This window comes from Nocardia sp. A7, assembly GCF_046549215.1.
In the GTDB taxonomy this organism is placed as follows: Bacteria; Actinomycetota; Actinomycetes; order Mycobacteriales; family Mycobacteriaceae; genus Nocardia.
Genome location: NZ_JAJPWE010000001.1, coordinates 1,232,023 through 1,257,929, shown reverse-complemented (window position 1 = coordinate 1,257,929; position 25,907 = coordinate 1,232,023). Strand labels below are relative to the sequence as shown.

The window sequence follows — 25,907 nt, the reverse complement described above, 5'->3', positions numbered from 1 at the left end:
CCCAGACAGCCGGGGGCGCCGGCGCCGGAGGTCACACTCCGGTGTCGGCAGTGATAGCGATCTGATACAGAACGGGCGGCGAGCCGTTTCTGGTGGGATCGTGGAGAGATGGAGCAGGGTCCGGAAACTCCGAACGTGCACGTCGACGAACCTGTCGCGTCCGCGTGGGTCGGCCCGGCGCCGTTGCTGCCCGGTGACGATGCGCCGTTGGTCGCCGGGTCGGACTCGGGGGAGGCATGGATGGCATCAATGCCGTCGGATGACGACGAACAGCCGACACCGATCGAGCGCCCGCCGGATCACCCCGACGACCTCATCGCGATCAGCAGGCTGAAATACCGCTACCTGCGCAGCCTCGACACCAAGTCCTGGGATGAGTTCGCCGACACCTTGGTCCCCGAGGCGACCGCCACCTACAGCGAATACCTGCAGTTCGAGTCGCGCGAGGCGTTCCTGGCCTTCCTGCGCAACACCCTCGGACCGCACGTGATCACCGAGCACCGCTGCGACCATCCCGAGGTCGACGTCGACGGTGACACCGCCACCGGCACCTGGTACCTGGCCGACACGGTGATCATCCCCGAACACAACATGTGCCTGCGTGGCGCCGCCTTCTACACCGACAGCTATGTGCGCTGCGACGACGGGCACTGGCGCATTTCGCACACCGGGTACGAGCGCACCTACGAGGTGGTGCTCTCGCTCAGCGATCTCCCGAGCCTGCGGCTCACCGCGAGCCGCTGGGGCATGATCGCCCAGGAGAACCACATCTCGCCGGTGGAGCGCAACCCCGGACCGGCCGCCTAGCCGACCCAGACAGCCCCGTTCTCAATCCGCGGTCGCGACCAGCGGTTCCAGCGTGAGTTTCGGGTGTTCCTTCTCGATGTACTGCAGCCGCCACTTGTCGCTGAACAGCGCCAGAATCGCACCGTCGGTACGGGTGAACACCTCGACCCCACGCTGGCGATCGAGCTCGGGCGCCGACTCCGCGTCGGTGCGCCGGGCCAGGGTGAAGGGCAGGAAGTCCAGCTGGGTCTCGACGTTGAACTCGCCCTGCATCCGCGCGGTGACCACCTCGAACTGCATCGGACCGACCGCGGCGAGCACCGGCGTGGCGTCACCGCGCGCGTCGTTGCGCAGCACCTGCACCACGCCCTCGGAATCGAGCTGGTCGATGGCCTTGCGGAACTGCTTGTACTTGCCCGCGCTCTGCGCGCGCAGCGTCGCGAAATGTTCTGGGGCGAAGCTCGGGATCGGCGGGTATTCCACCTTCTTGTCGACGAACAGCGTGTGGCCGGGTGCGAGCGCGTTGGCGTTGACCAGGCCGACCACGTCGCCGGGGTAGGCGGTGTCGACCGTGGTGCGCTCGCGGCCGAAGACCGTCAGCGCGTATTTGGTGGCGAACGGGCGACCGGTCTGCGCGTGGGTCACCACCATGCCGCGTTCGAATTCGCCGGACACGATCCGCATGAACGCCAGCCGGTCGCGGTGGGCGGTGTCCATCCCGGCCTGCACCTTGAACACCACCGCGCTGAACGGGTCACCGGTCGTGCGCTCCTTGCCCGTCACATCCTCGCGGGAGCCGGGCGCGGGCGCCAGTTCCACCAGCGTCTCGAGCAGTTGGCGGACACCGAAGTTCAGCATGGCGGAGGCGTAGATGACCGGTGAGGTCTGGCCTGCCAGAAACATTTCCTGATCGTGGTCCTGGCCGGTCGCCGAGAGCAGTTCGCTCTCCTCGGCCGCGGTCGTCCACTCCTCGCCTTCGCGCGCTTGCGCCTCGTCGGCGGTGAGGTATTCCTCGGGTGCGATGGTCGCGCCACCGGCGGTGCGGGTGAAGTGGATGTACTCGGCCGCCTCGCCCTCGGGCCCGCGGCGCAGCAGACCGCGGAAATCGCCCGCGATGCCGACCGGCAGGAACAGGGGAGTGGGCGTAAGGCCGATCCGCTCGCTTATCTCGTCGAGCAATTCCAGCGGCGCTTGGCCCGGCCGGTCCCACTTGTTGATCACGGTGATCACCGGTATGCCGCGGTGGCGACAGACCTGGAACAGCTTCAGCGTCTGCGGTTCGAGGCCCTTGGCCGCGTCGATCAGCATCACCGCGGCGTCGACGGCGGTGAGTACGCGGTAGGTGTCCTCGGAGAAATCGGAGTGGCCGGGGGTGTCGACCAGGTTGATCACATTGTCGACATCGGACCCGGCGGCCCGGTAGTTGAACTGCAACGCGGTCGAGCTCACCGAGATGCCGCGCGCCTTCTCCATCTCCATCCAGTCCGACACGGTCGACTTGCGACCGGCCTTACCGTGGATCGCGCCCGCTTCCGAAATCATCCGAGCGTGCAGAGCGAGTGCTTCGGTCAGCGTCGACTTGCCCGCGTCGGGGTGCGAGATCACGGCGAACGTGCGCCGACGGGCCACCTCGGCGGGCAGCCCGCGTGGGGTGGTGGCGACGACTTCTCCGGACTCGGTCAACGGACGGACCTTTCGCAGTGGGCGGCAACCTATCCAGCGTAGTGGGCGGGCCTATCGCCAGGTCGTCGGGGTATCGGCCCTGATTTTTCCCGGCGATGCGGGTGCGCTACCATTGGCGAGTTGTCTCGGCGAGGGTGAGTGCCCGTTTGGTGCGCACACCGTGATCGACGCGGCTCGGCTGAGTTGTTTGGGCCGTCCTCGTTCGTTCTTCGTCCGACGAGTAGACCTTGACCCCGGAGTTGGGTCACCCATGACCAGCCGTAGGAGCGCATTCGTATGTCCGACGCCAATCTGATCGAAGCCGCCGTCCGCACCGAATTCGGTAAGGGCGCCGCACGCCGTACCCGTCGCGACGGCAACGTGCCCGCCGTGCTGTACGGCCACCACGCCGAGCCGCAGCACCTGTCGCTGAACGCCAAGGCGTTCGCCGCGATCCTGCGTCTGCACGGCACCAACGCCATCCTGAACCTGCAGATCGACGGCCAGCCGCAGCTGGCGATGACCAAGTCGGTCGTCGTCCACCCGATCCGTCGCTACATCGAGCACGCCGACCTGCTGATCGTCAAGCGTGGCGAGCGCGTCACCACCGACGTCAACGTCGTGGTCGTCGGCGAGGCCACCTCCGGCGCCCTGATCACCCAGGAACTCAACACCCTGTCGATCGAGGCCGACGCGATGAACCTGCCCGAGACCATCGAGGTCTCGGTCGACGGCATCGCGCCCGGCACCCAGATCCTGGCGGGCACCATCGCGCTGCCCGAGGGCGTCACCCTGGCCGGTGACCCGGATGCGCTGATCGTCAACGTGATCGAAGCGCCGTCCGCCTCGCAGATGGACGACGAGGGCGCCGAGGCCGACGCCGACGCCGCGACCACGGAGACCGCTGCCGAGTCCGAGTAGTACTGCGCTACGGTTCGGCCTGTGACCGAATCTTCCGGGCCTGCGCTCGTAGTCGGACTGGGTAACCCCGGCCCCGAGTACGAGCGCACCCGCCACAATGTGGGCTTCCTGGTCGCCGATGTGCTCGCCGAGCGCGTCGGCGGCCGTTTTGCCGTGCACAAGAAATCCGGCGCCGACCTGCTGCAGGCGCGTCTGGACGGCCGTCAGATCCTCATCGCGAAGCCGCGCACCTACATGAACCTGTCCGGTCGGCCGGTCGCCGCGCTGGCCAAGTTCTTCTCGGTCCCGGTGGATCAGGTGATCGTGGTTCACGACGAGCTTGATCTGCCGTTCGGCACCCTGAAGCTCAAGCAGGGCGGTGGCGAGGGTGGACACAACGGGCTGCGGTCGATTTCGCAGGCGTTGACCACCAAGGAGTACCTGCGGACCAGGATCGGGATCGGACGTCCACCCGGTCGACAGGATCCGGCCGACTACGTGCTCAAGCCCTTCGCCGCGCCGGAGCGCAAAGAGGTGCCGGTGATCGTGGAGCAGGCCGCCGATGCGGTGGAGCTGCTGTTGAAAGTCGGGCTGGAAGCGGCCCAGAACAACCTGCACTGAGACACTCGGCGCGCCAGGGCACTTGGCGCGCCGAGTGCGTTCTCAGCGCAGGTGCACCGCGGTAGCGGAGCGGCGGAGTTTGCCCGAGGAGGTCTTCGGGAGGGCGCCGGGGCCGAGGACCGCCACGGTGCGGGGGCGCGAACCCACCTCGGCGAAGACCTCGTGGACGATCTCCTTTTCGATGCGTTTGACCTCGTCGGGGTCCTGGTAGTCGTTGGATTCGACTACCACCGCGAAGCTTTCGCGCTTCTCACCCGCGTCCAGGCGCACCGCCACCGCGTTGCCGGGGCGGACTCCGCCGACACGCAGGGCGGCCCGTTCGATATCGGTGGGGTAGATATTGCGGCCGCCCATGATGATGACGTCCTTCATACGCCCGCACACCACCATCAGGCCCGCGTCGGTGAAGTAGCCGATGTCGCCGGTGTCGAGCCAGCCGTCGGCGTCCTGGGCGGGGCGGAAGCCGTCGACGGTGACATAGCCCGAAGTGACCGCGGGACCGCGCAATTCGATGACACCGACCGAGCGAACGGGCAGCGGCTGACGTTCGTCGTCGACGACGCGGCCCTCCAGATCGTCGACCAGATAGCCCAGCGTCGGCAGCCTGCGCGGGGTGCCGTGGTGGCCGTCCTCGGCGATCGGCACCGCCTTGCCGACGGCTTCGAGCAGGTCGGCGTCGATCACGTCGAGCACCTGTCCGTGGCCGGGGTCCGGGATCGACACGGCCAGGGTGGTTTCGGCCATGCCGTAGACCGGCGTGAGCGCCATCGGATTGAGCCCGAACTGCTCTCCCGCGGCAGCCAGCGCCGTCATGGTGTCGGGGTCGACCGGTTCGGCGCCGTTCCACATGTAGCGCACGCTCGACAGGTCCAACGTGGCCGGCTCGGCCTGGCGCAGTCGCCGCGCCAGCAGGGAGTACGCGAAATTCGGTGCAGCGGTGACGGTTCCGCGATATTTGTCGATCAGCTCGGCCCACAGCAGCGGCCTGGCCAGGAAGTCCAGCGGCGTCACGCACACCACTTCGGCGCCGAACTGCATGGGCACACTGAGGAAGCCGACCATGCCCATGTCGTGGAACAGCGGCAGCCAGCTGATCATCACGTCGTCGTCGGTCTGGAACTTGACCCGGTTGAACATGGCGTACGCGTTGACGTAGAAGTTGCCGTGGGTTATTCGCACCGCCTTGGGCGATCCGGTCGACCCGGAGGTCAACTGCTGCAACGCGATATCGTCCTCTGTGGTCGGCACCGGATCGGCGTCCGCGCCATTGTGCAGGTCGTCGATGCGCACCACGGTGATCCCGCGTTCCCGCAGCACCGGTTCGGCGGCGGCGAACGGCGCCCCGAGGACGACGGCCCTCGCGTCGATCATCCGCAGCACCGTTTCGGTGTCGCGCACCCAGACCTCGAGGTCGGTGCGCGGCGTCGGCTGATGCAGCATCGTGATCGACGCGCCACGCATCCAGATGCCCTGGCAGGCAGGCGCGATGTCGACGGGCAGGCCGGCCAGCACGCCGACAGCGTCGCCGTGCCCGATCCCGGCGGCCGCCAGGCCACCCGCCATCCGTCGCGCCTGCCGATGAATCTCCCCCCAGGTCTGCCGCAGCGGCGCCTCCGGCTCTCCGGTGACCAGCCCCTTCGAGCTGGTCAATGCTGTGCCAAACATTTCGTCGGTGAACCTGCTCAACGTCGGTCTCCCTTTACGCCAACGATCGGTTACGGCCGTGCTGTGCACTCCCTACAGAAATCCCGCCCCGCCCCGCGCGTGTTAACCCAGGCTGACAACTCCAGCACCCCTGCTGATCAGCCCTTGACAGCGAAGCTAGCTGCGTAGCGGTCTACGTATGGTCTACCCGATAGCGTGGTAATTCCCCGCATCAGCAAATCTGTTGCCGTTCTGACCTGGGCGTGATGATCTGCTGCGGGAAAGTGCCGTGCTGGGTGGACCATGATGCGCACCTTGGTGAAACGCAACAGTTTCCGACCGCGAAGGTTCATGCGATCGGTACCGTCCATGACCACGGGCACCACCGGCGCCCCGGTGGCCATGGCAACGCGCAGCGCCCCGGTGCGACCACGATAGACCCTGCCATCCCGTGCCCGTGTGCCCTCGGGGTGAATTGCCCAGCCACCGCCTCACGGGGCTCAGCGGGTGAGGTCGGCCAGCGTCGCGACGAAGCGATCGAGATCGTCCGGGCTCACGAAGTAGTGCGGGGAGGCGCGCAGCACGGCGGGCAGGGTCCGCTCGGACATGTCGAGCAGGGTGGAGCCCGCGTGGCTCACGGTGACGGTGATCGCGTGCTCGGCGAGCCGGTCGCGCAGCTGTTCTGGGTCGTGGCCGTCGGCGGTGAACGAGACGATGCCGCTGTGTTCGGTGCCCAGGTCGCGCACGGTCACGCCGGGCAGCTCGGGCAGGGTTTTGCGCAGGTACTCGGCTCGGGTGGCGACGGCCGCGTAGACCTCGTCGGGTCCCTGATCGAGCAGGTAGTCGACGGCGGCGCCGAGGCCGAGGCGAGCGGCGACACCGCATTCCCAGAATTCGAAACGGGCGGCGCCGTCGGCGAGGCGGTATTCGCCGGGGCTCACCCACGCGGCGCTGTGCAGGTCGAGACGGGCCGGTTCCATCGTCTGTGCCAATTCGGAACGGACGTAGAGGAATCCGGTGCCGCGTGGCCCGCGCAACCATTTGCGGCCGGTGCTCGACATGGCGTCGACCCCGAGTGCGGTGACGTCGATGGGCAGCTGACCGGTCGACTGGCAGGCGTCGAGCAGCACCAGCGCGCCGGCTTCGTGGGCGATTCCGGTGGCCTCGGCGACCGGGTTCACGAGGCCGCCGTTGGTCGGTGCGTGCTGGAGCGAGACCAGCCGCACGCGCTCGTCGAGCATGTCGGCCAGTGCGTCGGTGTCGAGGCGTCCGGTGTCGTCGCTGGGAATGCGCTCGACCACCGCGCCCGTGTGCTTGGCCCGCTGTAGCGCGGCGATCGCGTTGCTGGCGTAGTCAGCGCCGGAGATCAGGATCCGGTCACCGGGACCCAGTGGGACCGAATAGGCGAAATCGGCCCATGACCGGGACGCGCTGTCGCTGAGAGCGATGGTGTCGGCGGTGGTGCCGATCAGGGTGGCGATCGAGGATTTCACCTTGGCGAGGTCGTCGATGCGCTCGTTAGCCGCACGGTAACCACCGATCTCGGCTTCGCGGTGTAGGTGGGCGATCATTGTGTCGATGACGACCTGCGGCGGCAGTGACGATCCGGCGCTGTCGAGGAAGACCTGACCGGTGGAAAGTCCTGAGGTGGCGGTTCTGATCGCGGCGAGGTCAAGCATGGTGACGACGATAGCGCCCCGAGGCGTTCCCCTTTTCGACACTTTCTCTGTCGGTGGTCCTCGCTACTCTGGAATGAGCGAAACGCAGGTTCCCCGGCAGCGCACAGCACGTGGAGGTTGATATGGCGGTCACTCTAGAACGCTCATCGTGGCCCGATTACGCCCCCGACCAGGGCGAAATGTCGTCCAGGGCGGCTGCGGAGGCCTACGTCGGCGGCGTGTGTTTCAAGCTTGGACCACCTGCGCTGATCGGCGCCGAACTGGAGTGGCTCACCGCCGGGCCCACCGGTTCCCGCCCCTCGCTCGACCAGTTGGCAGCGGCTCTCGGGCCGCATGCACCGACCTCCATCGCCCCGGCCTCGGCCGCGGTTCCCTTGCCGGGCGGGAGCATGGTCACCCTCGAACCCGGTGGTCAGATCGAACTTTCCAGCGCACCGTTCGCCGATCCGGCAGCGCTGACGCAGCATCTGCGCGCTGACGCGGCCCGTTTGCGGGACCTGCTCGCCGCACAAGAGATCAGCATCTTCGCCGCCGCCGCCGATGCGGGCCGTCCCGCCGAGCGACTGCTCCGGTTGCCCCGCTACGCGGCGATGGAACGTCGTTTCGACGGCGTCGGGCCCTTCGGCACGCTGATGATGTGCAATACCGCCGCCACGCAGGTCAGCGTGGACGCGGGCGCCGATCCCGCCGAGGTACGAGCCCGCTGGACCGCCCTATATGTGCTCGGCCCCACCCTGATCGCCGCCTTCGCCTGCTCACCGCGCCTGCACGGCGTCCCGCGGGGCGACTGGGCTTCCCAGCGCATGCGTACCTGGTTGCGCCTCGACCCCTCCCGCGCCAGACCCCCGGTGTCCGACTGGGCCGATCCGATCACCTCCTACGCGCACTGGGCCCTCGACGTGCCACTGCTGTGCGTGCGCTGCGCCGATGAAAACGCCGACTGGTCCCCACCTCCCGGCGCCACCTTCGCCGACTGGCTGTCCGGCGCCCTCGACGACGAAGTCGGCCGCCGCCCCACCCGCACCGACCTGGACTATCACCTGACCACGCTGTTCCCCCCGGTCCGAGCGTCCGGTCACCTCGAGGTCCGCTACCTCGACACCCAACCCGGCGAAGCGTGGACCACCCCGATCCACCTGTTCGATGCCCTGCTGTCGACCCCGGCCGTCCTCGCCGAGGCGACTGCCCTCGCCGCGCCCACCGCGGGGGAGTGGTTGACGTCCGCCCGATGCGGATTGCTCGACCCGCAATTGCGCCGTGCGGCCGTGGACGTGTTCGACCTGGCCGCCGCCCATGCGCGAACCCCCGAGGCAGCTGCGGAATTGGCAGCATCAGCCCGCCGTTGTCGGTCCGGTCGCAGCCCGCTCGCCGAAATCGACTCCTCGCGCAACGGCTCGTCGCGATGACCTCACGGCGGATCGTCCGTCGTTGGCAAGCCGCTTTCCGTCTGTCCGAAGTCGTTGTCGACCAGTCTGTTTCGGAGCTCTCGTGAGTCTTTCTGTCCCCGCCGACCACAGTCATCGCGACCGCACGCGCGCCCGGATCGCCGAGGTCCTGTCGCGTGCACGCCGCCGCACCGCCACGCTCACCGACAGCGTGGACGAGGCCGATCTCGTCGCGCAGCATTCGCCGCTGATGTCGCCGCTGGTCTGGGATCTGGCACATATCGGGAACCAGGAAGAGCTGTGGCTGGTGCGCGATGTCGGTGGGCGCGATGCGGTGCGTGCCGATATCGATGAAATCTACGACGCGTTCAAGCACGCCAGGGCCAATCGTCCGGGGCTGCCGCTGTTGGATCCGGAGCAGGCGCGCGGTTACGTCGGCTCGGTCCGCGAAAAGGTCCTCGATGTCCTCGATTCCAGTGACCTGGCCGGTACTCCGCTGGTGGAGAACGGGTTTGTCTTCGGCATGATCGCCCAGCACGAGCAGCAGCACGACGAGACGATGCTCGCCACCCACCAATTGCGGATCGGCGCGCCGGTGCTGTCGGCCCCGCCCGCGCCTGCCGCGCAGGTGCCGGTCGGCGGCGAAGTCGTTGTCCCGGCAGGCGAATTCTTGATGGGCACCTCGGCGGATCCGTGGGCGCTGGACAATGAACAACCGGCCCACCCGGTGCATGTCGACGGTTTCGCGATCGCTGCCGCGCCGGTGACCAACGGGCAGTTCCTTGCGTTCATCGATGACGGCGGCTACGACCGTCCCGAGCTGTGGTCCGAGCGCGGCTGGGCGCATCGGCAGGAGGCGGGCTTGGTCGCGCCGCAGTTCTGGGAGCGCGACGGCGACGGATGGACACGCATGGCCTTCGGCGTCCGCACCCGCCTGCGCCTCGACCAACCGGTAGTGCACGTGTGCTGGTTCGAAGCCGAGGCCTTCGCGCGCTGGGCCGGAAAGAGGCTGCCGACGGAGGCCGAATGGGAGAAGGCGGCCCGCTTCGACCCGGAAACCGGTGCGTCCCGGCGGTATCCGTGGGGCGAGGACGAACCGGACGCACGCCTGGCCAACCTGGGTCAGCAGCATCTGGAGCCCGCCGATGTCGGCGCCTACCCGGCCGGCGCATCGGCCACGGGCGTGCATCAACTCATCGGCGACGTCTGGGAATGGTGCTCATCGGGTTTCGAGGCCTACCCCGGCTTCCGCGCGTTCCCCTATCGCGAGTACTCGGAGGTGTTTTTCGGCGGCGACTACCGCATCCTGCGTGGCGGCTCGTTCGGCACCGACGAGGTCGCCTGCCGCGCCACTTTCCGCAACTGGGACCACCCGATCCGCCGCCAGATCTTCGCCGGGTTCCGCCTCGCCAGAGACCTGCGTGAGGACGAACTCTGATGTGCAGACACCTCGGTTACGTCGGCCCACCGGTGGGGGTCGGCGAGCTGGTCGTGCGCGGCCCACACTCGCTCTACGCGCAGTCCTGGGTGCCGACCGACATGCGCGCGGGCGGCACCATCAACGCCGACGGCTTCGGCGTCGCCTGGTGGCGCCGCGCCGATGTCGGCGTGGAAGGCGCCCGCGACGCGGTAACCCGCTACCGCAATCACGCCCCGATCTGGACCGACCCCGCCGTCGCCGAGGTACTCGGCCAACTCGAATCCCGTTCGGTGATCGCCGCCGTCCGCTCGGCCACGGTCGGCATGCCGGTAGAGCGCTCCGCCTGCGCCCCCTTCACCGACGAACACTGGGCGTTCAGCCACAACGGCGTCATCCCCGACTGGCGAACCACCCTCGTCGCCGTCCTCGCCGATCTGAACGAAGTCTTCGCCACTGCCTCGCGGGATCTCGATGAATCGCCCAGCTCCGCGATGTTGTTCGATTCCCCTGCCGTGTTGTTGCAGGCAGAATCGCTCACCGATTCCGCCGCACTGTGGGTGCTGCTGCGAGGCCTACTCAGGGCGATCGCCCCTGCGGGTCCGGTCACCTCGCCGGACGATGCCCTGCAACTTCTGGTCGCGGCGGTGCTGCGGCACCAACCCGGTACCCGCTTGAACTTGTTGCTCGGCAACGGAATCCAACTGTGGGCCACCACCTGCTGGCACGCGCTGTCGGTGCTGGTCGCCGACGACTACACCGTGCTGTGCTCCGAACCCTATGACGCCGACCCGCGCTGGCAATCCGTCGACGATCACCAGCTGGTCGCCGCCACGCCCGGCCACTGCACCATCACCGCCCTGGAACTCCCCGCCACCGAAAGGGTCCGTTCATGACCGCGCCGCTGCTGGACATCCACCTCACCGACGACGATCTCACCACGGCCTTGCGTACCGACGCCCGCGTCGGCCTCACCGCCGACCCGAAGTCCTTGCCACCCAAGTGGTTCTACGACGCACGCGGCAGCGAACTCTTCGAGCGGATCACCGAACTCCCGGAGTACTATCCGACCCGCACCGAACGGGCCCTGCTCGAGCGGGTCGTCGGCGAGATCGCCGCGGCCGCCCACGCGGAGGTGCTGGTGGAGCTCGGTTCGGGCTCGGCCGCCAAGACCCGCCTGCTGCTGGATGCGCTGACTGCCGAAGGATCACTGAAAACCTATGTACCGCAGGATGTCTCGGCATCGGCACTGCGCGGTGCGGCCGACGAGATCGCGGCCGAGTACCCCAATCTGTCCGTGCACGGAGTGGTCAGCGACTTCACCGACACCCTGCACAACCTGCCCCGCGGCGGCCGCCGCATGATCGCCTTCCTCGGCGGCACCATCGGCAACCTGGTCCCCGCCGAACGCGCCGAATTCCTGGCAGGCATCAACGAGGTGCTCGAGCCCGGCGAACTACTGCTGCTCGGCGCCGGCCTGGTCATCGACCCCGCGATCATGGTCCCCGCCTACGACGACGCCGCGGGCGTCACCGCCGAATTCAACCGCAACGTCCTGCACGTCCTCAACCACCGCCTCGACGCGGACTTCGCCCCCGAAAAATTCGATCACGTCGCCCACTGGGACCCCGAAAACGAGTGGATCGAAATGCGCCTGCGAGCCACCGAAGCGATGACCGCCACCATCGAAGCCCTCGACCTCACCGTCGACTTCACCGCAGGCGAAGAAATGCGCACCGAGATCTCCGCCAAGTTCCGCCCCGAATCTCTGTCCGCCGAACTCGACAAAGCAGGCTTCACCCCCACCCACACCTGGACCGACTCCGACCACCGCTTCATCCTGACCCTGGCCGAACGCCGCTGACCAGGGCCGACAACCGTCGACGATCTACAGGTCCTCGCCGTTGACGGCGTCATCGTCGAAGAGGTCGCCGTCGATGCTGTCGTCGTCGCGCACTCCCATCGCGCTTTCCTCGGCGGGGCGTTCGTCTTCTTCCATCGCCTCGTGGCGGGCGCTGCGCTCCGTCCGTTCCGCGGCGACTTCCTCGTTGATGCCGAGGAAGCCGTCGGCCTCGGCTTCGTGGTTGCGGATCACGTGGTCGGCGGGTGGGTCTTCGACGTAGCGCTCGTACTCGACGATGTCGTCGGCTTGATCGTCGTCGCCCATGTCCATGTCCAACGGTTCACGGCTCATGGTTTCCAGTATCGACCTGTCGATGGCCGTGCGTCACGAGCCACGCTCGCACGGACTACGGGCGTCGGCCGCTCGTGTCCTCCGGTACGCCCTCCAGCACGGCGGCGAACCATTCGACGAGCGGGCGCAGGTCGTTCCAGGCGCGGCGGATCTCGGTCGCGGCGGCCGGGGTGGTGAGCCAGTCCGGGGCGCCGAAGTCGCGGTGCACGGTGAGCGACTTGTGGCGCAGCAGGTCGATGCGGGGATGGTCGATGGCGTAACCCTTCGGCTTGGTCTTGAGCTTGTCGCCGCCGAGGGTGAAGCCGGCTGCCGCTGTCGCGGCCAGAATCTTTTCGAGTTCGGCGCCGCGCACGTCGTCGTCGATCGTGGCCCGCACGACAGCCAATGCCGTGGGTGAGGGCCGGAAGCAACCGCCCGCGATGAACAGTCCCGCCGCGCCGATCTGCACGTACCAGCCGACGCCCGGTGATACGCCCGCCACCGCACCTTGATGCGTTTTGTAGGGCAACTTGTCGGCGGAGAAGCGGACATCACGGTAGGGCCGAAAGATTTTGGCCTGTCCGAATTCCGCCGCGAGCTCGGCGGTGAGCGCGATCATCGGGGCGCGCACGGCCTCGTCGTAGATATGTTTGTGCGCGTTCCAGAAGGCCTTCGAATTATCGGCCTCGAGGTCTTCGTAGAAGTCGAGTCCGGCGAGCGGGAATCCGGTGAAAGCGTCCATTCAGATGCCGCCGATCAGCGCCACGAACACGATGACGAGGATCGCGGCCAGCGCCGCGATCGCCCCGTTGACGATCGCCGCCCACTTGCCCATCTCCTCGCCCTTGGCATGCCCGACCACCCCGAGCACGATCCCCGCCGGCGCGGTGACGAGCACTGGCAACCCACACAACGCCAACCCACCGAAAACCGAACCGGCGGCGCAACAAAAACTGAAGATCGACCACACCGGCGTGTTGTCCCTGTATCCATAGCCGGGCGGCGGCGGATACGGCTGATAGGGCGCAGCACCGTACGGTGGCCGAACCGGCACGGGATACCCCGGCGCAGGATTACCGGAAACGGGATAACCAGCGGCGGGATAACCAGGAACGGGATAAACCGGCGGCGGCGCCGGATACGGCGGCAACTCGACAGCCGGACCGGAATGAGCAACCTCACCCCAAGGCCGCGTCACAGGCGGCGCCGGATAGGACACCGCACCCTCGGCGGGCACCGCCTTCGCGATCCCACCCCAAGCCTCCCCACCCGACGACGAATCAGGCGCGTCCTGCACCCGCCCCTTCCCCAACTCGACCGGCCGTTCTGGTTCGGTATCCATGTTCCCCCTCCCGTCCCGACCTACAGGACCACCATGCCCCAAGACCAGCCGACGCGCCACGCCCGAAAAGACAAGCACCAGCACAAGCCCCAACTGATCTCGAGAGAACATGGGTAACTCACCGGGAACGGGCTACCTCCCCACCTCCGAAGTCTTGCCGCGTCCCCAACTCCCCCGCACCTAAGTCTGGCCAAAAGACCCGGAGAGGCGGAACAGCTAGGCGTTGCCGTTGAAGAGGCCGGTTACCGAGCCGTTTTCGAAGACCTCGCGAATCGTGCGAGCCAGCAGCGGCGCGATCGACAGCACCGTCAGCGTCGGGAACTTCTTGTCCTCGCTGATCGGCAGCGTATTGGTGATGACGACTTCCTTGGCACCACAGTTGGCCAGCCGCTCGGCGGCCGGATCGCTGAGCACACCGTGGGTGGCCGCGATGATCACGTCGCCCGCGCCCGCTTCCTTGAGCACCTTCACCGCACCGGCGATGGTGCCGCCGGTGTCGATCATGTCGTCGATCAGCACGCAGGTGCGGCCTTCGACGTCACCGACGACGCGGTTGGACTTCACCTGGTTGGGCACCAGCGGGTCGCGGGTCTTGTGGATGAACGACAGCGGCGTACCACCGAGCGCGTCGGCCCACTTCTCGGCGACCTTCACACGGCCCGCGTCGGGGGAGACGACCGCGAGGTTGTCCGTCGGGTAGTTGGTGCGGATGTAATCCGAGAGCTGCACCAGCGCGTGCATGTGATCGACGGGGCCGTCGAAGAAGCCCTGGATCTGGTCGGTGTGTAGGTCGACGCTGATGATGCGGTCGGCACCAGCGGTCTTCAGCAGGTCGGCGACCAGGCGAGCGGAGATCGGCTCGCGGCCGCGGTGCTTCTTGTCCTGACGCGCGTACGGGTAGAACGGCAGCACCGCGGTGATCCGCTTGGCCGAACCGCGCTTGAGCGCGTCGATCATGATGAGCTGTTCCATCAGCCACTGGTTGAGCGGCGCGGGGAAGCTCTGCAGCACGAAGGCGTCGGAGCCACGGACCGATTCCTCGAACCGGACGAAGATCTCGCCGTTGGCGAAGTCCTGCGCGGTCTGCGGGGTGATGTCGACATCGAGTTCCTTGGCGACCTGCTCGGCCAGCTCAGGATGTGACCGGCCGGCGAAGAGCATCATGTTCTTCTGATTGTCGATCGAGAACGCGGTCACTGCTGGTTGCCATCCTTTTGCTCGATTGTCTTCGAAGACGTCTCGTCTGCCGCGATGGCTTCCGCCGCCGCGCGCGCCGCAGCGGTTCCTGGACGGTAGCGCTGCACCCAGTTTTCAATAGTGCGCTGTGGCCCACCCGACACAGCAAGTGCACCCGGTGGAACGCTTCTGCGCAGTACAGTACCCGCACCCGTATACGCCCCGTCACCCACGGTGACCGGTGCGATGAACATCGTGTCGCTACCTGTGCGCACATGGGAACCGACCACAGTGTGGTGCTTGTTCACCCCGTCGTAGTTCACAAAAACACTGGAAGCGCCGATGTTGCTGTGCTCGCCGATGGTCGCGTCGCCGACGTAGGTGAGGTGCGGCACTTTCGAGTGCGCGCCGATCGAGGCGTTCTTGGTCTCGACGAACGCGCCGAGCTTGCCTTCCTTGCCGACGACGGTGCCCGGCCGCAGATAACTGAACGGCCCGATGGTGGCGCCGTCGCCGATCTCGGCACGCTCGCCGTGGGTGCGGATCACGCTCGCGCCCTCGCCGACGAGCACATCGGTGAGTGTGGTGTCCGGCCCGATCTCGGCGTCCTCACCGATCTGGGTCTCGCCGAAGAGCTGGGTGCCGGGGCGGAGCACCGCGTCGCGCCCGATCCGCACGCTCGCGTCGACCCAGGTGGTCGTCGGGTCGACGATGGTGACGCCCGCGCGCATGTGGCGTTCGAGAATGTAGCGATTGAGGGTGGCGCCCGCCTGGGACAGCTGCACCCGGTCGTTCACGCCGGTGACCTTGTTGGAGTCGACCAGTCGTGCGCCGTGCACGGGATGGCCAGCCTCGCGGGCCAGTCGCAGCACGTCGGTGAGGTAGAGCTCGTGCTGGGCGTTGGCGGTGGACAGCCGCCCGATCATGGTCCGCAGCACCGACGCGTCGAACGCGTAGACGCCGGAGTTGACCTCTTTGATCTTGGCCTGGGTGGGAGTCGCGTCGGCGTGCTCCACGATCTCGGCGATCTGGCCGTCGTCGTCGCGCACGATCCGGCCGTAGCCGTTGGCGTCGTCGGGCACGAAGGTCAGGACCGTCACGGCGGGCCGGTGGGCGTAGCTGCGGTGCTCGTCGAGCAGCGCGGAAAGGGTGTGCCCGTCGAGCAACGGCACATCGGCCGAGGTGACGAGGAGGTCGCCGTCGAAGTCCGCCGGGATCGAACCCAGTGCGCACTGCACCGCGTGACCGGTTCCGAGCTGCTGCTCCTGCACCGCGCACACGATCTCGCGGCCGAGTTCGGAGCCCACGTCCGCGACGGCGGCTCCGACCTTCTCGCGGTCGTGCCCGACAACGGTGATCAGGTGGGTCGGATCGATCTCGTCGGCGGCGTGCAGCGCGTGCGAGAGCATCGACCGGCCTGCCAACGGGTGCAGCACTTTCGGAGTCTTCGACCGCATTCGCGTCCCAGCACCTGCTGCGAGAACGACGACGGCGGTCTGCGGTGGCATGGATCTCCCTCGGCTGCCTGTCAGCGAGTGCTGTGGCGGGTTCGGTCGGTAGATGGTGCGGGCCGACGATACGTCACTGTGTGTCCGTGTGCTCCGCCGCCAGGACTCGAACCTGAACTATCTGAACCAAAATCAGAGGTGCTGCCATTACACTACGGCGGATCGCCACACCAGTGGGCTGTCAGAACCCACCACTGTGCTACGGCACGGAGTGATCCTCGCACATGATCCTGCCCTCGGGCGAATCTTGTGTACGCCTGTCGCGTCCGTGCTCGGATGTCGTTGTTAGCCTTCTGGAACGCACGTACTGATTCTTGTGAGTCGAAAACGCGGAGAGGCGGGGGCACGCATGTCTTCCAGTGAGCCGGGTCGAGCTGCCAGGCCGAGGATGACCGGTACGCAGCGCAGGCAGCAGTTGATCGAGATCGGTCGCGCGTTGTTCGCGGAGCGGGGCTATGACGCGACATCGATCGAGGAGATCGCCCAGCGCGCGCAGGTGTCGAAGCCGGTCGTCTACGAGCACTTCGGCGGCAAGGAGGGCCTCTACGCGGTGGTCGTCGATCGCGAGATGTCGATGCTGCTGGAGATGGTCACCTCCTCGCTCACGCGCAACCGCTCGCGGGTGCGCTTGGAGCAGGTCGCGCTGGCCCTGCTCACCTACATCGAGGAACGGACCGACGGCTTTCGGATCCTGGTCCGTGACCAGCCCGCGGCCAGTTCCGACGGTCGGTTCTCGAGCCTGCTCAACGAGGCCGTCAATCAGGTGGCGCATCTGCTCGCCAGCGATTTCGCCCGCCGTGATCTCGATACCAGCCTAGCCACGCTCTACGCTCAGGCCCTGGTCGGCATGGTGTCGACCACCGCCACGTGGTGGCTCGACGAGCGCACCCCGCCCAAAGAAGTGGTCGCGGCGCACTTGGTGAACCTGTGTTGGAACGGTTTGAGTCATTTGGAAGCCGAACCGGGTCTCAGCTCCGAATGGAATACGGGGACTGCCCCGACCATCGGTGGGGTAGCCGGACGTTAGCGCACGCGGTGTGGACCGAATCCATGATTCGGCTGCCACATTGGCGCCTGGTGGTACGGTTCACCCATCCTTTTGGGTGCTGCCGGGCGGTATGTCGAGCAAATTTCGGGTTGTCGGTCTACTTCAGGATGGCTGGATTATTGGATGACCGGCGGATCTGATGGCTAGGCAAGCACGCGCGGAGATCACCCGCGACTCCGTCCTTGCTGGCGCTGCCGATGTCTTTCTCCGTTTGGGCTACGCCAACGCGAGCCTCAGCGAAATCATCGCGCAGTCCAATGTGACCAAGGGCGCCTTGTACTTTCACTTCGGCTCCAAGGAGGAGCTGGCCAGGGCGGTGGTCGATCAGGGCAACGAGCGCCTGATCGGATCCTGTCAGGGCTTCTTCGATTCCCGGGTGCCCGCGCTGGAAGCGGGCATCGGGATCACCTATGTGGTGGCCGACCTGTCGATGAACGATCCGATGGTGGGCGCGATGCTCAAACTCACCCATCAGATCGGTGACTATCGCGGGGCGCAGGGCGACAATATCGCCAAGACCTGGGGTGAGACTTACCGTTTGCTGTCGGAGCGGGCCATCGCCCAGGGCGATCTGATCGCCGATCTCGATCCCGATGTGGTCGGCGTGCTACTGCAGGAACTGACCGCGGGCGTGCACATCGTCGCGGTCGGCACCGAATCGATGGATCAGATGGCGGCGCGGATGGAGCGGGCCTGGTACTTCTTGCTGCCCTCGCTGGTGCCGCCGGAGAAGCTGTCGTACTTCCGGGAGTTCGCCGCGCGCAGGCTGCGTCGCTACGTCGTCTAGTTCACACGCTGCGGTCGGTGGCGAGCACCGCCCGCACATCGGCGTCGGATCCCGTCGTCGCGATCCGGACTTCGTCGCGGCCGAAGGCATGCAGTAGCAGCTCCGAGGGTGTGCCGGTGAGTGTCACCGCGTCGCCGTCGCCACGATGTGCCGTGATCTCGGCTCCCCGCAGCGAGGCGAGCACGACCGGGACCGGCGACTTGCGGTAGGCCGCGCGGGCGACGGTGCGCAGGGCGGTCCACAGCCGATCTTCGTCGCGCTCCGCCAATTGCCTTGGCTCCCAGCCCGGTTCGGCCCTGCGGACGTCTTCGTGGTGGACGAACATCTCACTGAGATTGACCATCGCGTCGACCGGTCGCAGGGGCGACCACCACGGCGGCCCGGTGCGCACCAGCTCCAGCAGTTCGGCGAACGGCCGCTGCGCGATCTGCGTCTGCTTCGCTTCGAGGTACCCGGACATCGGCCGGAAGACGATGCCGATCGAAGCGTCGGGCCTGCGTTCCCTGACCACCAAGTGGGCGGCGAGATCGTGCGCCGTCCAGGTGCCGCACAGGGTCGGCGCGGCAGGGCCGACCTCGGTCATCGTTTCCACGAGGGCGTGGCGTTCACGTCGAGCCAGACTCACACCTCGACCTTACGCGCGTCGCGACGTTCACCACCGAGCGATCCCGTCCAGCGGCGCGTTTCAGCCGCCGTTCATCCACTGTCGCTTCAGGTTCCAATGGTTGGCCCACCACGCCTGTTCCGCCGCGGGGTCCGAGCCCGCCGGCGGGGGTGGCGATTCTCCCGGGAACAGCCCCTGCGGATCCGGGGGGCCGACCTTTGTCGGTGCCGGAGAGTCGCTCGGCACGGCCGCTTCCGGTGAGCTCGGTGGCGCCGGGGAGTCGGTGGGGCCTGCCTCAGGTGCAGGCACCCAGGTGGGCTGTGCCGGACCACGAGGCGCGGTCGTGGTGGGGACCGCAGCAGGCGACGGCGGCGCCGGAGCAGCGGCCGAGGGTGTGGCGGGGGTCGGAGCGGGTGCCAGGGGTGGGGCGGGCTGCTCCGGTGTTGGCGGGGCCGGAAGCCGGGCATCGGCGGTGGTCGGCGCCGAGGACGACGGTGGCGGCAGGCTGGTCGCATCGACCGAACCCGCTTTCATCGCCGGCGCGCTGTCGTCCAGCACCTGTGCCACCGCGAACCCGGACACCCCGAGGAAAACGGCGAGTGCCGCCGCGCTCAGCAGTAGCCGCTTGTGGCGCCCCGGAGTGCGCGGAGGTTCGGCGTATCGCTTGCCCACCTGGTCGGCGGCGATCAGCGCGGCTCCGCGCGCCGTCGCCTGTTCGTAGTCCGGCACGAGGACAACGCGCGCGGTGAGTTCGTAGCGCAAGGCGCCCGCGATCTCGGGATCGCCCGCTGACGAACCGCAGAGGGCAACCGCGTCGGGATGGGTCGGGATCGGCTCGAGCATCGAGCGCAGGTGACCGATCGTCTCGGTCATCGCGTCGGCGTCGAACGCGTCCACGGGACCGTCGACCGCAGTGCCGTCGGCGAATCCGGTGGTCCATGTCTGCGATGCCAGGATCTTCCGACGATCCGGCCCGACCACCACGGCGGTCGCGGTGCGATCGGCGAGGTTCAGCAGCACAACGGTCCCGAACTCGTCGAGTTCCGGCATGGCACCGACCAGCGCTAACAGTGCCGATCGGGTCGAAACCAGCGACGATGTCCGCCACTGCCCGTCCGCAAGCTGCGACACGATCCGCTGCCGGTCCTCCGCCGTGTGATAGGCCACGGCAACGTCGGCGACGACCGGCGCTGACTCGGTGAGCGCGTCGAGTGCGCCGACGACCGAGCCCCCGTCTTCGACACGCTGCTCGACTGTCTGAAGGACCGCGGACCGTTTCCCCGGCGCGGTGGACAGGAGTACCCCCCGGACGACAGCGCGTTCCGCTGATATTCCGACCGTGGTCGTCATGGATCACCTACTCGATAGACGTATAGCTTTCTGGGGTTCGTCGCGAGTACGTTCTGCGACTGGTCGATATCCCAACTGTGATGTCTCTCATAGTCGCCTATTACCCCTGCGGCGGCTCTTACTCCGGGGTCAGCCGCAGGCCGACCCCCCGGAATCACTCATCTAGACTTCGAGACGGCTGCCTCGCCTATCCCGTCTGCGCATTCAGGAGCGAACAATGTCCTCCCTTCGTCCTCCGCTCGCCGGTCTGGCCGAAGTGGTCGCGGGTGATGCCGCGCTGCGGATGGTCACCGACCTGGTCGGCAAGTCCGGGGTGGAGTTGGTCGCGCCGTCGGCTGTGCGGCCGTTCGTCGCCGCGACGATCGCCGATCAGCGCCCCCTGGTGGTGGTGACCGCGACCGGTCGTGAGGCCGACGATCTGACCGTGGAGCTCACCGAGATGCTCGGCCCGTCGGTGGCGATGTTCCCGTCCTGGGAGACGCTGCCGCACGAACGCCTCTCGCCCGGCCCCGACACGGTGGGCCGCAGGCTCGAGGTGCTGCGCCGCCTCGCCCATCCCGAGGACTCGGTCTACTCCGATCCGCTGCGGGTGGTGGTCACCACGGTGCGTTCGCTGATGCAGCCGATGACGGCCGGTCTCGGCGATATCGAGCCGGTGGTGTTGCGGGTCGGCGGTGACCACGATTTCGACGAATTGCTCGCTCGCCTGGTCGAATTCGCGTACACCAGGGTCGACATGGTCGGCAAGCGCGGTGAGTTCGCGGTGCGCGGCGGGATCCTCGATCTGTTCGCGCCGACCGCGGATCATCCGGTGCGCGTGGAGTTCTGGGGCGACGAGGTCACCGAGATCCGTCCGTTCTCGGTCGCCGATCAGCGCTCGCTGAGCGAGAACACCGTCGACGTCGTGGTCGCGTCCCCGTGTCGCGAACTCCTGCTCACCACCCCGGTGCGCGAACGCGCCGCCGTCGTCGCCGCCGACAACGAGGCCGACGCGTCCCTGGTCGAGATGCTGAACAAGATCGCCGAGGGCATCCCGGTCGACGGCATGGAGGCCCTGCTGCCGGTCCTGGCACCGGGCAAGCTCAGCCTGCTCACCGAGGCCCTGCCCGCCGGTACTCAGTTGCTGCTGTGCGATCCGGAGAAGATCCGCACGCGCGCAGCCGATCTCGTGCGCACCGGTGAAGAGTTCCTCGAAGCCTCTTGGACCGCGGCCTCTTTCGGCAGCGATGCCCCGCTGGGTGCCAACGGCCTCGACCTGGCCGCCTCTGGTTATCGCGCCCTGCCCGAATTGCGCACCAGCGCGGATGAACTCGGCCTGCCGTGGTGGACGTTGAGCCCGCTCAGCTCGGGCGACCCGATCGAGGTGAACCTGCCGGTGCAGTCGGGGCCCACCGCGCGCGGGTCCGAGGAACTGGTCGCGACCATCTTCGCGTCGCTGCGCGCCCACGTCGCCACCGGCGGCCGCGCGGTCGTCGTGGTGACCGGCCACGGCACCGCGCAACGTGTGCTGGAACGGCTGGGTGAGGCCGAAGTGCCCGCCGCGCTGCTGGCTTCCGGCGCGGTCCCGGAGCCGGGCGTGGTCGGCGTGCTGTGTGGTTCGCTGCACGACGGCTTGATCTTCGACGACGCCGGGCTGGTGGTCGTCGCCGAATCCGATCTCACCGGCAACCGGGTCACCGCGCCCACCGAGGGCAAACGGCTGCCGGCCAAGCGTCGCAACCAGGTCGACCCGCTCGCCCTCGCCGCGGGCGACATGGTGGTGCACGACCAGCACGGCATCGGCCGGTTCGTCGAGATGATCGAGCGCACCATCGGCGGCGCACGGCGTGAGTACCTGGTGATCGAATACGCGCCGAGCAAGCGCGGCCAGCCCGGCGACCGGCTGTTCGTGCCGATGGAATCGCTGGATCAGCTCTCCCGCTACGTCGGTGGCGAACTGCCGAGCCTGTCCAAGCTCGGCGGCTCCGACTGGGCGAACACGAAACGCAAGGCGCGCAAGGCTGTTCGCGAGATCGCGGGCGAACTCGTTCAGCTCTACGCCGCGCGCCAGGCCGCACCCGGCCACGCCTTCGGCCCGGATACGCCGTGGCAGCAGGAGATGGAGGACGCGTTCGCGTTCACCGAGACCGTCGACCAGATGACCGCCATCACCGACGTGAAGTCGGATATGGAGAAGGCGGTGCCGATGGACCGCGTGGTCTGCGGCGATGTCGGTTACGGCAAGACCGAGATCGCCGTGCGCGCCGCGTTCAAGGCGGTGCAGGACGGCAAGCAGGTCACCGTGCTCGTGCCGACCACCCTGCTCGCTCAGCAGCATCTGCAGACCTTCACCGAACGTGTCGCGGGCTTCCCGGTGACGGTGCGTGGTCTGTCGCGGTTCACCGATGCCGCCGATTCCAAGGAGATCCTGGCCGGGATGGCCGACGGCTCGGTCGACATCGTGGTCGGCACCCACCGGTTGCTGCAGACCGGTGTGCGCTGGAAGGACCTCGGCCTGGTGGTGGTCGACGAGGAACAGCGCTTCGGTGTGGAGCACAAGGAACACATCAAGGCGCTGCGCACCCACGTCGACGTGCTCACCATGTCGGCCACGCCGATCCCGCGCACCCTGGAGATGAGCCTGGCGGGCATCCGCGAGATGTCGACCATCCTCACCCCGCCCGAGGAGCGTCACCCGGTGCTCACCTACGTGGGCGCCTACAACGACAAGCAGGTCACCGCCGCCATCCGCCGCGAGTTGATGCGCGACGGTCAGGTGTTCTACGTGCACAACCGGGTGTCCTCGATCGACAAGGCCGCCAAGAAGATTCGCGATCTGGTGCCCGAGGCACGGGTGGTGGTGGCGCACGGTCAGATGAACGAGGATCAGCTCGAGAAGACCGTGCAGGGATTCTGGGAGCGCGAATACGACGTGCTCGTCTGCACCACGATCATCGAGACCGGTCTCGACATCTCCAACGCGAACACGCTGATCGTGGAACGTGCCGATTCGCTCGGCCTTTCGCAGTTGCACCAGTTGCGTGGGCGCGTCGGTCGTTCGCGTGAGCGCGGCTACGCCTACTTCCTGTATCCGCCGGAGAAGCCGCTCACCGAGACCGCCTACGACCGCCTGGCCACCATCGCGCAGAACTCCGATCTGGGCGCGGGTATGGCCGTGGCGATGAAGGACCTCGAGATCCGTGGCGCGGGCAACGTACTCGGCGCCGAACAGTCCGGTCATGTCGCCGGGGTCGGCTTCGATCTGTATGTGCGACTGGTCGGCGAGGCGGTGGAGGCCTACCGTGCCGCCGCCGACGGCAAGCCGATCGTCACCGAGGAGAACAAGGAGGTGCGTATCGATCTGCCCGTCGACGCGCACATCCCGCCGGACTACATCGCCAGTGACCGCCTGCGGCTCGAGGCCTACCGCAAACTCGCTGCCGCCCAGGAGGATACGGCCCTGTCGGCGGTGATCGAGGAGCTCGTCGACCGCTATGGCCCGCTGCCGGTGGAGGTCGGGCGGCTGGTGTCGGTGGCCAAGCTGCGCCTGCTCGCCCGCGAGTACGACGTGTCCGAAATCGTGGTCACCGGTTCGTCGCTCAAGATCGCTCCGCTGAATCTCCCTGATTCCAAACAGCTTCGGCTCAAGCGGATCTACCCCGCGGCCAATTACCGTCCCGCGAGCGGTCTGATCACGCTGCCACTGCCGCGGGTCACCGACAGTGTCGGTGCCGACCGGGTGCGCGACGTGGCGGTGCTGCAGTTCGTCGCGGACCTGCTGCTGGTACTCGATGGCAAACCCCAAGGGATGGTGGATCTTTCGGTTCCGATGGAAGCGCCGGCCGTCCGATGAGCTCGGAGATCTCCCAGGAGCAGGCCGACACCGCTGTGGTCGCCGCGGGACTGTCCGATGCCGTCGAGGTGATGGACCGTCTCTGGCATTTCGGCGGCTGGGAACGCACCCAGACCCACGATTCGCTGCGCCCCTATCTCCTCGAGGAGACCTACGAACTCCTCGACGCCATCGGAGCAGGCGACGCCGAAACCATCAAGGAAGAACTGGGCGATCTCCTCCTGCAGGTCCTGTTCCACTCCCGAATCGCCGAACACGCGGGCGAATTCACCGTCGACGATGTCGCGGCGACCCTGGTCGACAAACTCGTCCACCGCAGCCCCTACCTCACCGACGCCGATTTCTCCTCGGGAACCTCGACAGCCGACAAGATCGCCGCGCAGGAAAAGGCTTGGGAGGAGCGCAAATCCGCGGAGAAGTCCCGCCGCTCCTGCCTCGACGGCATAGCCATGGCCCAACCCGCCCTCGCCCTCGCCGAGAAGATCCGCACCCGCAGCGCCGCCGCGGGCCTGCCCGCGGATCTCGTCCCTGACACCCTGCGTGTGGTCGAGCTCGGCGGCCCCGATTCGGCAGAGGAACGCCTCCGCAAAGCCTCCATCGCCTTCGCGACCGCCATCCGCACCGCCGAGGACACCGCCGAAGCCGAACGCGGCACCCGATCCCCGCTCACCGCGGACGACTGGCGCACCTGGTGGCCGCGCTGAGCCTCGGGCACCATCAGTTACCGATTAGCTAACGACGTGCTGTGGGTTCGTAGCGTCTGAGACGTTGCTGAGATCTTGTGGACAATCGTGCGCGCGCCAGCGAGCAAGGGCCGCACCGCTTTAGACTCGTAGCAGCTCGCCGTTCGCGGCGGGGCAGGGGTCCGGCGATCGTCGAGGTGAGGTTGATGGGTACAGAGGTAGATCCCGCAGGACAGGACGTGATGACCGACCATCCCGAGCTGGATGTGCTGCCCGTGTGGCCGCAGGAAACCATCGCGGTACTGGTCACCACCGATCCCGCGCCGCACGCGATCCCCGTTTCGTGGCCGGTGCGCGCGGGTGACCGACGGATTCTCATCAGTTTGAAGTTCGATCGCGGGTCGCTGGCACGGTTGCGGGCGCGGCCGGAGGTGGCGTTGCTGATTCTGGGCGGCGGCAATGTGGCGTTGTGTGCGCGCGGACGGGCGAAAGTCATCGCCGAGCAGATGCCGGGGGCCGAGGACTACACCGCCGTACAGCTCGACGTCGATGTGATCGACGACCATCGGCAGTCCGCGTTCGCCGTCGACCGTGGCATCCAGCGTACCGTCCTCGACGACACCGAATTGCGGGCGCTGGAGGGTCGGGTCGAGACTCTGCGAACCTGGGTCGACAACGGACCGGCAGCGTAAGTTCTTCTACTGCACACCATCTGGACAGAAGGGTTCTCATGAGCGTCACACTCGCCAAGGGCGGCAATGTCTCGCTGTCGAAGCAGACCGACAACCTCACCAAGATAGCTGTCGGCCTGGGCTGGGACGTGCGCACCACCACCGGTGCCGACCACGACCTGGACGCCAGCGCGCTGGCCACCGGCACGAATCTGAAGGTGCTCTCCGATCAGCACTTCATCTTCTACAACAACCTGCGCTCGCCCGAGGGCACGATCGAGCACACCGGTGACAACCTGACCGGTGAGGGCGACGGCGACGACGAGATCATCAATGTCGACCTGGCCGCCACCCCGCCGACGATCACCAACATCTTCTTCCCCGTCTCGATCCACGACGCTCAGGCCCGCGGTCAGTCGTTCGGCCAGATCCGCAACGCCTACATCCGCGTCACCGACGCGAACACCGGCGTGGAGCTGGCGCGCTACGACCTGTCCGAGGACGCGTCCACCGAGACCGCGATGGTCTTCGGCGAGCTGTACCGCCACAACAACGAGTGGAAGTTCCGCGCGGTCGGCCAGGGGTACGCCTCGGGTCTCGAGGGCATCGCTCGTGATTACGGCGTGAATCTCTGACGAA

At 67.3% G+C, this 25,907-nt stretch carries 24 protein-coding genes and 1 tRNA gene; 13 read left to right on the top strand and 12 right to left on the bottom strand.

What is annotated here, in order from left to right; genetic code table 11:
* Positions 1-249: 249 nt before the first annotated feature.
* Complete coding sequence (locus ACLJPD_RS05720; RefSeq protein ID WP_410871938.1) at positions 250-807, top strand: nuclear transport factor 2 family protein; 558 nt, start codon at positions 250-252, stop codon at positions 805-807.
* Between the two features lie 21 nt (positions 808-828).
* Here the strand turns inward: ACLJPD_RS05720 and ACLJPD_RS05715 are convergent, their stop codons facing one another.
* Positions 829-2,469: a peptide chain release factor 3 gene (locus ACLJPD_RS05715; protein ID WP_410870668.1), complete on the bottom strand. Its 1,641-nt coding sequence runs from the start codon at positions 2,467-2,469 to the stop codon at positions 829-831.
* Positions 2,470-2,745: 276 nt separating this feature from the next.
* Here ACLJPD_RS05715 and ACLJPD_RS05710 point away from each other — a divergent pair, with 276 nt between their 5' ends.
* Both ACLJPD_RS05710 and pth read left to right on the top strand, forming a co-directional pair.
* A complete protein-coding gene (locus tag ACLJPD_RS05710) occupies positions 2,746-3,369 on the top strand; it encodes a 50S ribosomal protein L25/general stress protein Ctc (protein ID WP_410870667.1) in 624 nt (207 codons plus the stop codon).
* Between the two features lie 21 nt (positions 3,370-3,390).
* On the top strand, positions 3,391-3,969 hold the full coding sequence (pth, locus tag ACLJPD_RS05705) for an aminoacyl-tRNA hydrolase (protein WP_266293272.1): 579 nt from the start codon (positions 3,391-3,393) through the stop codon (positions 3,967-3,969).
* A gap of 42 nt (positions 3,970-4,011) precedes the next feature.
* On the opposite strand, the gene ACLJPD_RS05700 is transcribed toward pth, so the two are convergent.
* The 3 genes from ACLJPD_RS05700 to ACLJPD_RS05690 all read right to left on the bottom strand — a co-directional run bounded on the left by ACLJPD_RS05700 (position 4,012) and on the right by ACLJPD_RS05690 (position 7,292).
* On the bottom strand, positions 4,012-5,655 hold the full coding sequence (locus ACLJPD_RS05700) for a fatty acyl-AMP ligase (protein WP_410870666.1): 1,644 nt from the start codon (positions 5,653-5,655) through the stop codon (positions 4,012-4,014).
* Positions 5,656-5,771: 116 nt separating this feature from the next.
* The gene (locus ACLJPD_RS05695) at positions 5,772-6,089 is read right to left on the bottom strand and encodes a lysophospholipid acyltransferase family protein (protein ID WP_410871937.1); all 318 of its coding nucleotides are present in this window, start codon (positions 6,087-6,089) and stop codon (positions 5,772-5,774) included.
* Positions 6,090-6,113: 24 nt separating this feature from the next.
* Positions 6,114-7,292, bottom strand: coding sequence for an aminotransferase class V-fold PLP-dependent enzyme (locus tag ACLJPD_RS05690; protein WP_410870665.1), 1,179 nt, complete (start codon positions 7,290-7,292; stop codon positions 6,114-6,116).
* A gap of 122 nt (positions 7,293-7,414) precedes the next feature.
* Here ACLJPD_RS05690 and egtA point away from each other — a divergent pair, with 122 nt between their 5' ends.
* The 4 genes from egtA to egtD all read left to right on the top strand — a co-directional run bounded on the left by egtA (position 7,415) and on the right by egtD (position 11,958).
* Complete coding sequence (gene egtA, locus ACLJPD_RS05685; protein WP_410870664.1) at positions 7,415-8,698, top strand: ergothioneine biosynthesis glutamate--cysteine ligase EgtA; 1,284 nt, start codon at positions 7,415-7,417, stop codon at positions 8,696-8,698.
* Between the two features lie 82 nt (positions 8,699-8,780).
* Positions 8,781-10,115, top strand: coding sequence for an ergothioneine biosynthesis protein EgtB (gene egtB, locus ACLJPD_RS05680; RefSeq protein WP_410870663.1), 1,335 nt, complete (start codon positions 8,781-8,783; stop codon positions 10,113-10,115).
* Positions 10,115-10,990: a class II glutamine amidotransferase gene (locus ACLJPD_RS05675; protein WP_410870662.1), complete on the top strand. Its 876-nt coding sequence runs from the start codon at positions 10,115-10,117 to the stop codon at positions 10,988-10,990. Before egtB ends, ACLJPD_RS05675 begins: the two co-directional genes overlap by 1 nt.
* Positions 10,987-11,958, top strand: a complete 972-nt coding sequence (gene egtD / locus ACLJPD_RS05670; RefSeq protein WP_410870661.1) for an L-histidine N(alpha)-methyltransferase — start codon at positions 10,987-10,989, stop codon at positions 11,956-11,958. Before ACLJPD_RS05675 ends, egtD begins: the two co-directional genes overlap by 4 nt.
* Before the next feature lie 24 nt (positions 11,959-11,982).
* Here egtD and ACLJPD_RS05665 read toward each other — a convergent pair whose 3' ends face one another.
* From ACLJPD_RS05665 to ACLJPD_RS05640, 6 genes are all read right to left on the bottom strand, one after another.
* Positions 11,983-12,288 carry a hypothetical protein gene (locus ACLJPD_RS05665; RefSeq protein WP_410870660.1) on the bottom strand — a complete coding sequence of 102 codons (306 nt, stop codon included), beginning with the start codon at positions 12,286-12,288 and terminating at the stop codon, positions 11,983-11,985.
* A 55-nt stretch (positions 12,289-12,343) separates the two neighbouring features.
* A complete protein-coding gene (locus ACLJPD_RS05660; RefSeq protein WP_410870659.1) occupies positions 12,344-13,009 on the bottom strand; it encodes a DUF2461 domain-containing protein in 666 nt (221 codons plus the stop codon).
* On the bottom strand, positions 13,010-13,609 hold the full coding sequence (locus ACLJPD_RS05655; protein WP_410870658.1) for a hypothetical protein: 600 nt from the start codon (positions 13,607-13,609) through the stop codon (positions 13,010-13,012).
* 216 nt (positions 13,610-13,825) lie between these two features.
* Complete coding sequence (locus tag ACLJPD_RS05650; protein WP_410870657.1) at positions 13,826-14,806, bottom strand: ribose-phosphate pyrophosphokinase; 981 nt, start codon at positions 14,804-14,806, stop codon at positions 13,826-13,828.
* On the bottom strand, positions 14,803-16,293 hold the full coding sequence (gene glmU / locus ACLJPD_RS05645) for a bifunctional UDP-N-acetylglucosamine diphosphorylase/glucosamine-1-phosphate N-acetyltransferase GlmU (RefSeq protein ID WP_410870656.1): 1,491 nt from the start codon (positions 16,291-16,293) through the stop codon (positions 14,803-14,805). Before glmU ends, ACLJPD_RS05650 begins: the two co-directional genes overlap by 4 nt.
* A gap of 91 nt (positions 16,294-16,384) precedes the next feature.
* Positions 16,385-16,455 (bottom strand) — tRNA-Gln (locus ACLJPD_RS05640).
* 226 nt (positions 16,456-16,681) lie between these two features.
* Here ACLJPD_RS05640 and ACLJPD_RS05635 point away from each other — a divergent pair.
* Together ACLJPD_RS05635 and ACLJPD_RS05630 are read left to right on the top strand one after the other, a co-directional pair.
* Entirely contained in the window at positions 16,682-17,320 is a 639-nt protein-coding gene (locus ACLJPD_RS05635; protein ID WP_410870655.1) for a TetR/AcrR family transcriptional regulator, read from the top strand.
* A 160-nt stretch (positions 17,321-17,480) separates the two neighbouring features.
* On the top strand, positions 17,481-18,128 hold the full coding sequence (locus ACLJPD_RS05630; RefSeq protein WP_378919550.1) for a TetR family transcriptional regulator: 648 nt from the start codon (positions 17,481-17,483) through the stop codon (positions 18,126-18,128).
* A gap of 1 nt (position 18,129) precedes the next feature.
* Here the strand turns inward: ACLJPD_RS05630 and ACLJPD_RS05625 are convergent, their stop codons facing one another.
* The gene (locus ACLJPD_RS05625) at positions 18,130-18,753 is read right to left on the bottom strand and encodes a TIGR03085 family metal-binding protein (RefSeq protein WP_410870653.1); all 624 of its coding nucleotides are present in this window, start codon (positions 18,751-18,753) and stop codon (positions 18,130-18,132) included.
* A 60-nt stretch (positions 18,754-18,813) separates the two neighbouring features.
* Positions 18,814-20,082, bottom strand: coding sequence for a hypothetical protein (locus ACLJPD_RS05620; RefSeq protein WP_410870652.1), 1,269 nt, complete (start codon positions 20,080-20,082; stop codon positions 18,814-18,816).
* Positions 20,083-20,299: 217 nt separating this feature from the next.
* On the opposite strand from ACLJPD_RS05620, the gene mfd reads away from it, so the two are divergent.
* The 4 genes from mfd (at position 20,300) to ACLJPD_RS05600 (ending at position 25,903) form a co-directional block, all read left to right on the top strand.
* Positions 20,300-23,914 carry a transcription-repair coupling factor gene (gene mfd / locus ACLJPD_RS05615; RefSeq protein WP_410870651.1) on the top strand — a complete coding sequence of 1,205 codons (3,615 nt, stop codon included), beginning with the start codon at positions 20,300-20,302 and terminating at the stop codon, positions 23,912-23,914.
* Positions 23,911-24,618, top strand: a complete 708-nt coding sequence (locus ACLJPD_RS05610) for a MazG family protein (protein WP_410870650.1) — start codon at positions 23,911-23,913, stop codon at positions 24,616-24,618. The genes mfd and ACLJPD_RS05610 overlap by 4 nt, the downstream gene beginning before the upstream one ends.
* Before the next feature lie 185 nt (positions 24,619-24,803).
* Complete coding sequence (locus tag ACLJPD_RS05605) at positions 24,804-25,289, top strand: hypothetical protein (protein ID WP_410870649.1); 486 nt, start codon at positions 24,804-24,806, stop codon at positions 25,287-25,289.
* Positions 25,290-25,327: 38 nt separating this feature from the next.
* Positions 25,328-25,903, top strand: a complete 576-nt coding sequence (locus tag ACLJPD_RS05600; RefSeq protein ID WP_410870648.1) for a TerD family protein — start codon at positions 25,328-25,330, stop codon at positions 25,901-25,903.
* Positions 25,904-25,907 lie beyond the last annotated feature (4 nt).

Excerpts from the sequence above, each read along its gene's own strand:
- ACLJPD_RS05620 (WP_410870652.1), bottom strand. The coding sequence starts at position 20,082 with ATGACGACCACGGTCGGAATATCAGCGGAACGCGCTGTCGTCCGGGGG.
- ACLJPD_RS05660 (WP_410870659.1), bottom strand. The coding sequence starts at position 13,009 with ATGGACGCTTTCACCGGATTCCCGCTCGCCGGACTCGACTTCTACGAA.
- ACLJPD_RS05610 (WP_410870650.1), top strand. The coding sequence starts at position 23,911 with ATGAGCTCGGAGATCTCCCAGGAGCAGGCCGACACCGCTGTGGTCGCC.
- egtD (WP_410870661.1), top strand. The coding sequence starts at position 10,987 with ATGACCGCGCCGCTGCTGGACATCCACCTCACCGACGACGATCTCACC.
- ACLJPD_RS05655 (WP_410870658.1), bottom strand. The coding sequence starts at position 13,609 with ATGGATACCGAACCAGAACGGCCGGTCGAGTTGGGGAAGGGGCGGGTG.
- ACLJPD_RS05675 (WP_410870662.1), top strand. The coding sequence starts at position 10,115 with ATGTGCAGACACCTCGGTTACGTCGGCCCACCGGTGGGGGTCGGCGAG.
- ACLJPD_RS05630 (WP_378919550.1), top strand. The coding sequence starts at position 17,481 with ATGGCTAGGCAAGCACGCGCGGAGATCACCCGCGACTCCGTCCTTGCT.
- egtA (WP_410870664.1), top strand. The coding sequence starts at position 7,415 with ATGGCGGTCACTCTAGAACGCTCATCGTGGCCCGATTACGCCCCCGAC.
- glmU (WP_410870656.1), bottom strand. The coding sequence starts at position 16,293 with ATGCCACCGCAGACCGCCGTCGTCGTTCTCGCAGCAGGTGCTGGGACG.
- ACLJPD_RS05605 (WP_410870649.1), top strand. The coding sequence starts at position 24,804 with ATGGGTACAGAGGTAGATCCCGCAGGACAGGACGTGATGACCGACCAT.
- ACLJPD_RS05665 (WP_410870660.1), bottom strand. The coding sequence starts at position 12,288 with ATGAGCCGTGAACCGTTGGACATGGACATGGGCGACGACGATCAAGCC.
- mfd (WP_410870651.1), top strand. The coding sequence starts at position 20,300 with ATGTCCTCCCTTCGTCCTCCGCTCGCCGGTCTGGCCGAAGTGGTCGCG.
- ACLJPD_RS05690 (WP_410870665.1), bottom strand. The coding sequence starts at position 7,292 with ATGCTTGACCTCGCCGCGATCAGAACCGCCACCTCAGGACTTTCCACC.
- ACLJPD_RS05635 (WP_410870655.1), top strand. The coding sequence starts at position 16,682 with ATGACCGGTACGCAGCGCAGGCAGCAGTTGATCGAGATCGGTCGCGCG.
- ACLJPD_RS05710 (WP_410870667.1), top strand. The coding sequence starts at position 2,746 with ATGTCCGACGCCAATCTGATCGAAGCCGCCGTCCGCACCGAATTCGGT.
- ACLJPD_RS05720 (WP_410871938.1), top strand. The coding sequence starts at position 250 with ATGCCGTCGGATGACGACGAACAGCCGACACCGATCGAGCGCCCGCCG.
- ACLJPD_RS05600 (WP_410870648.1), top strand. The coding sequence starts at position 25,328 with ATGAGCGTCACACTCGCCAAGGGCGGCAATGTCTCGCTGTCGAAGCAG.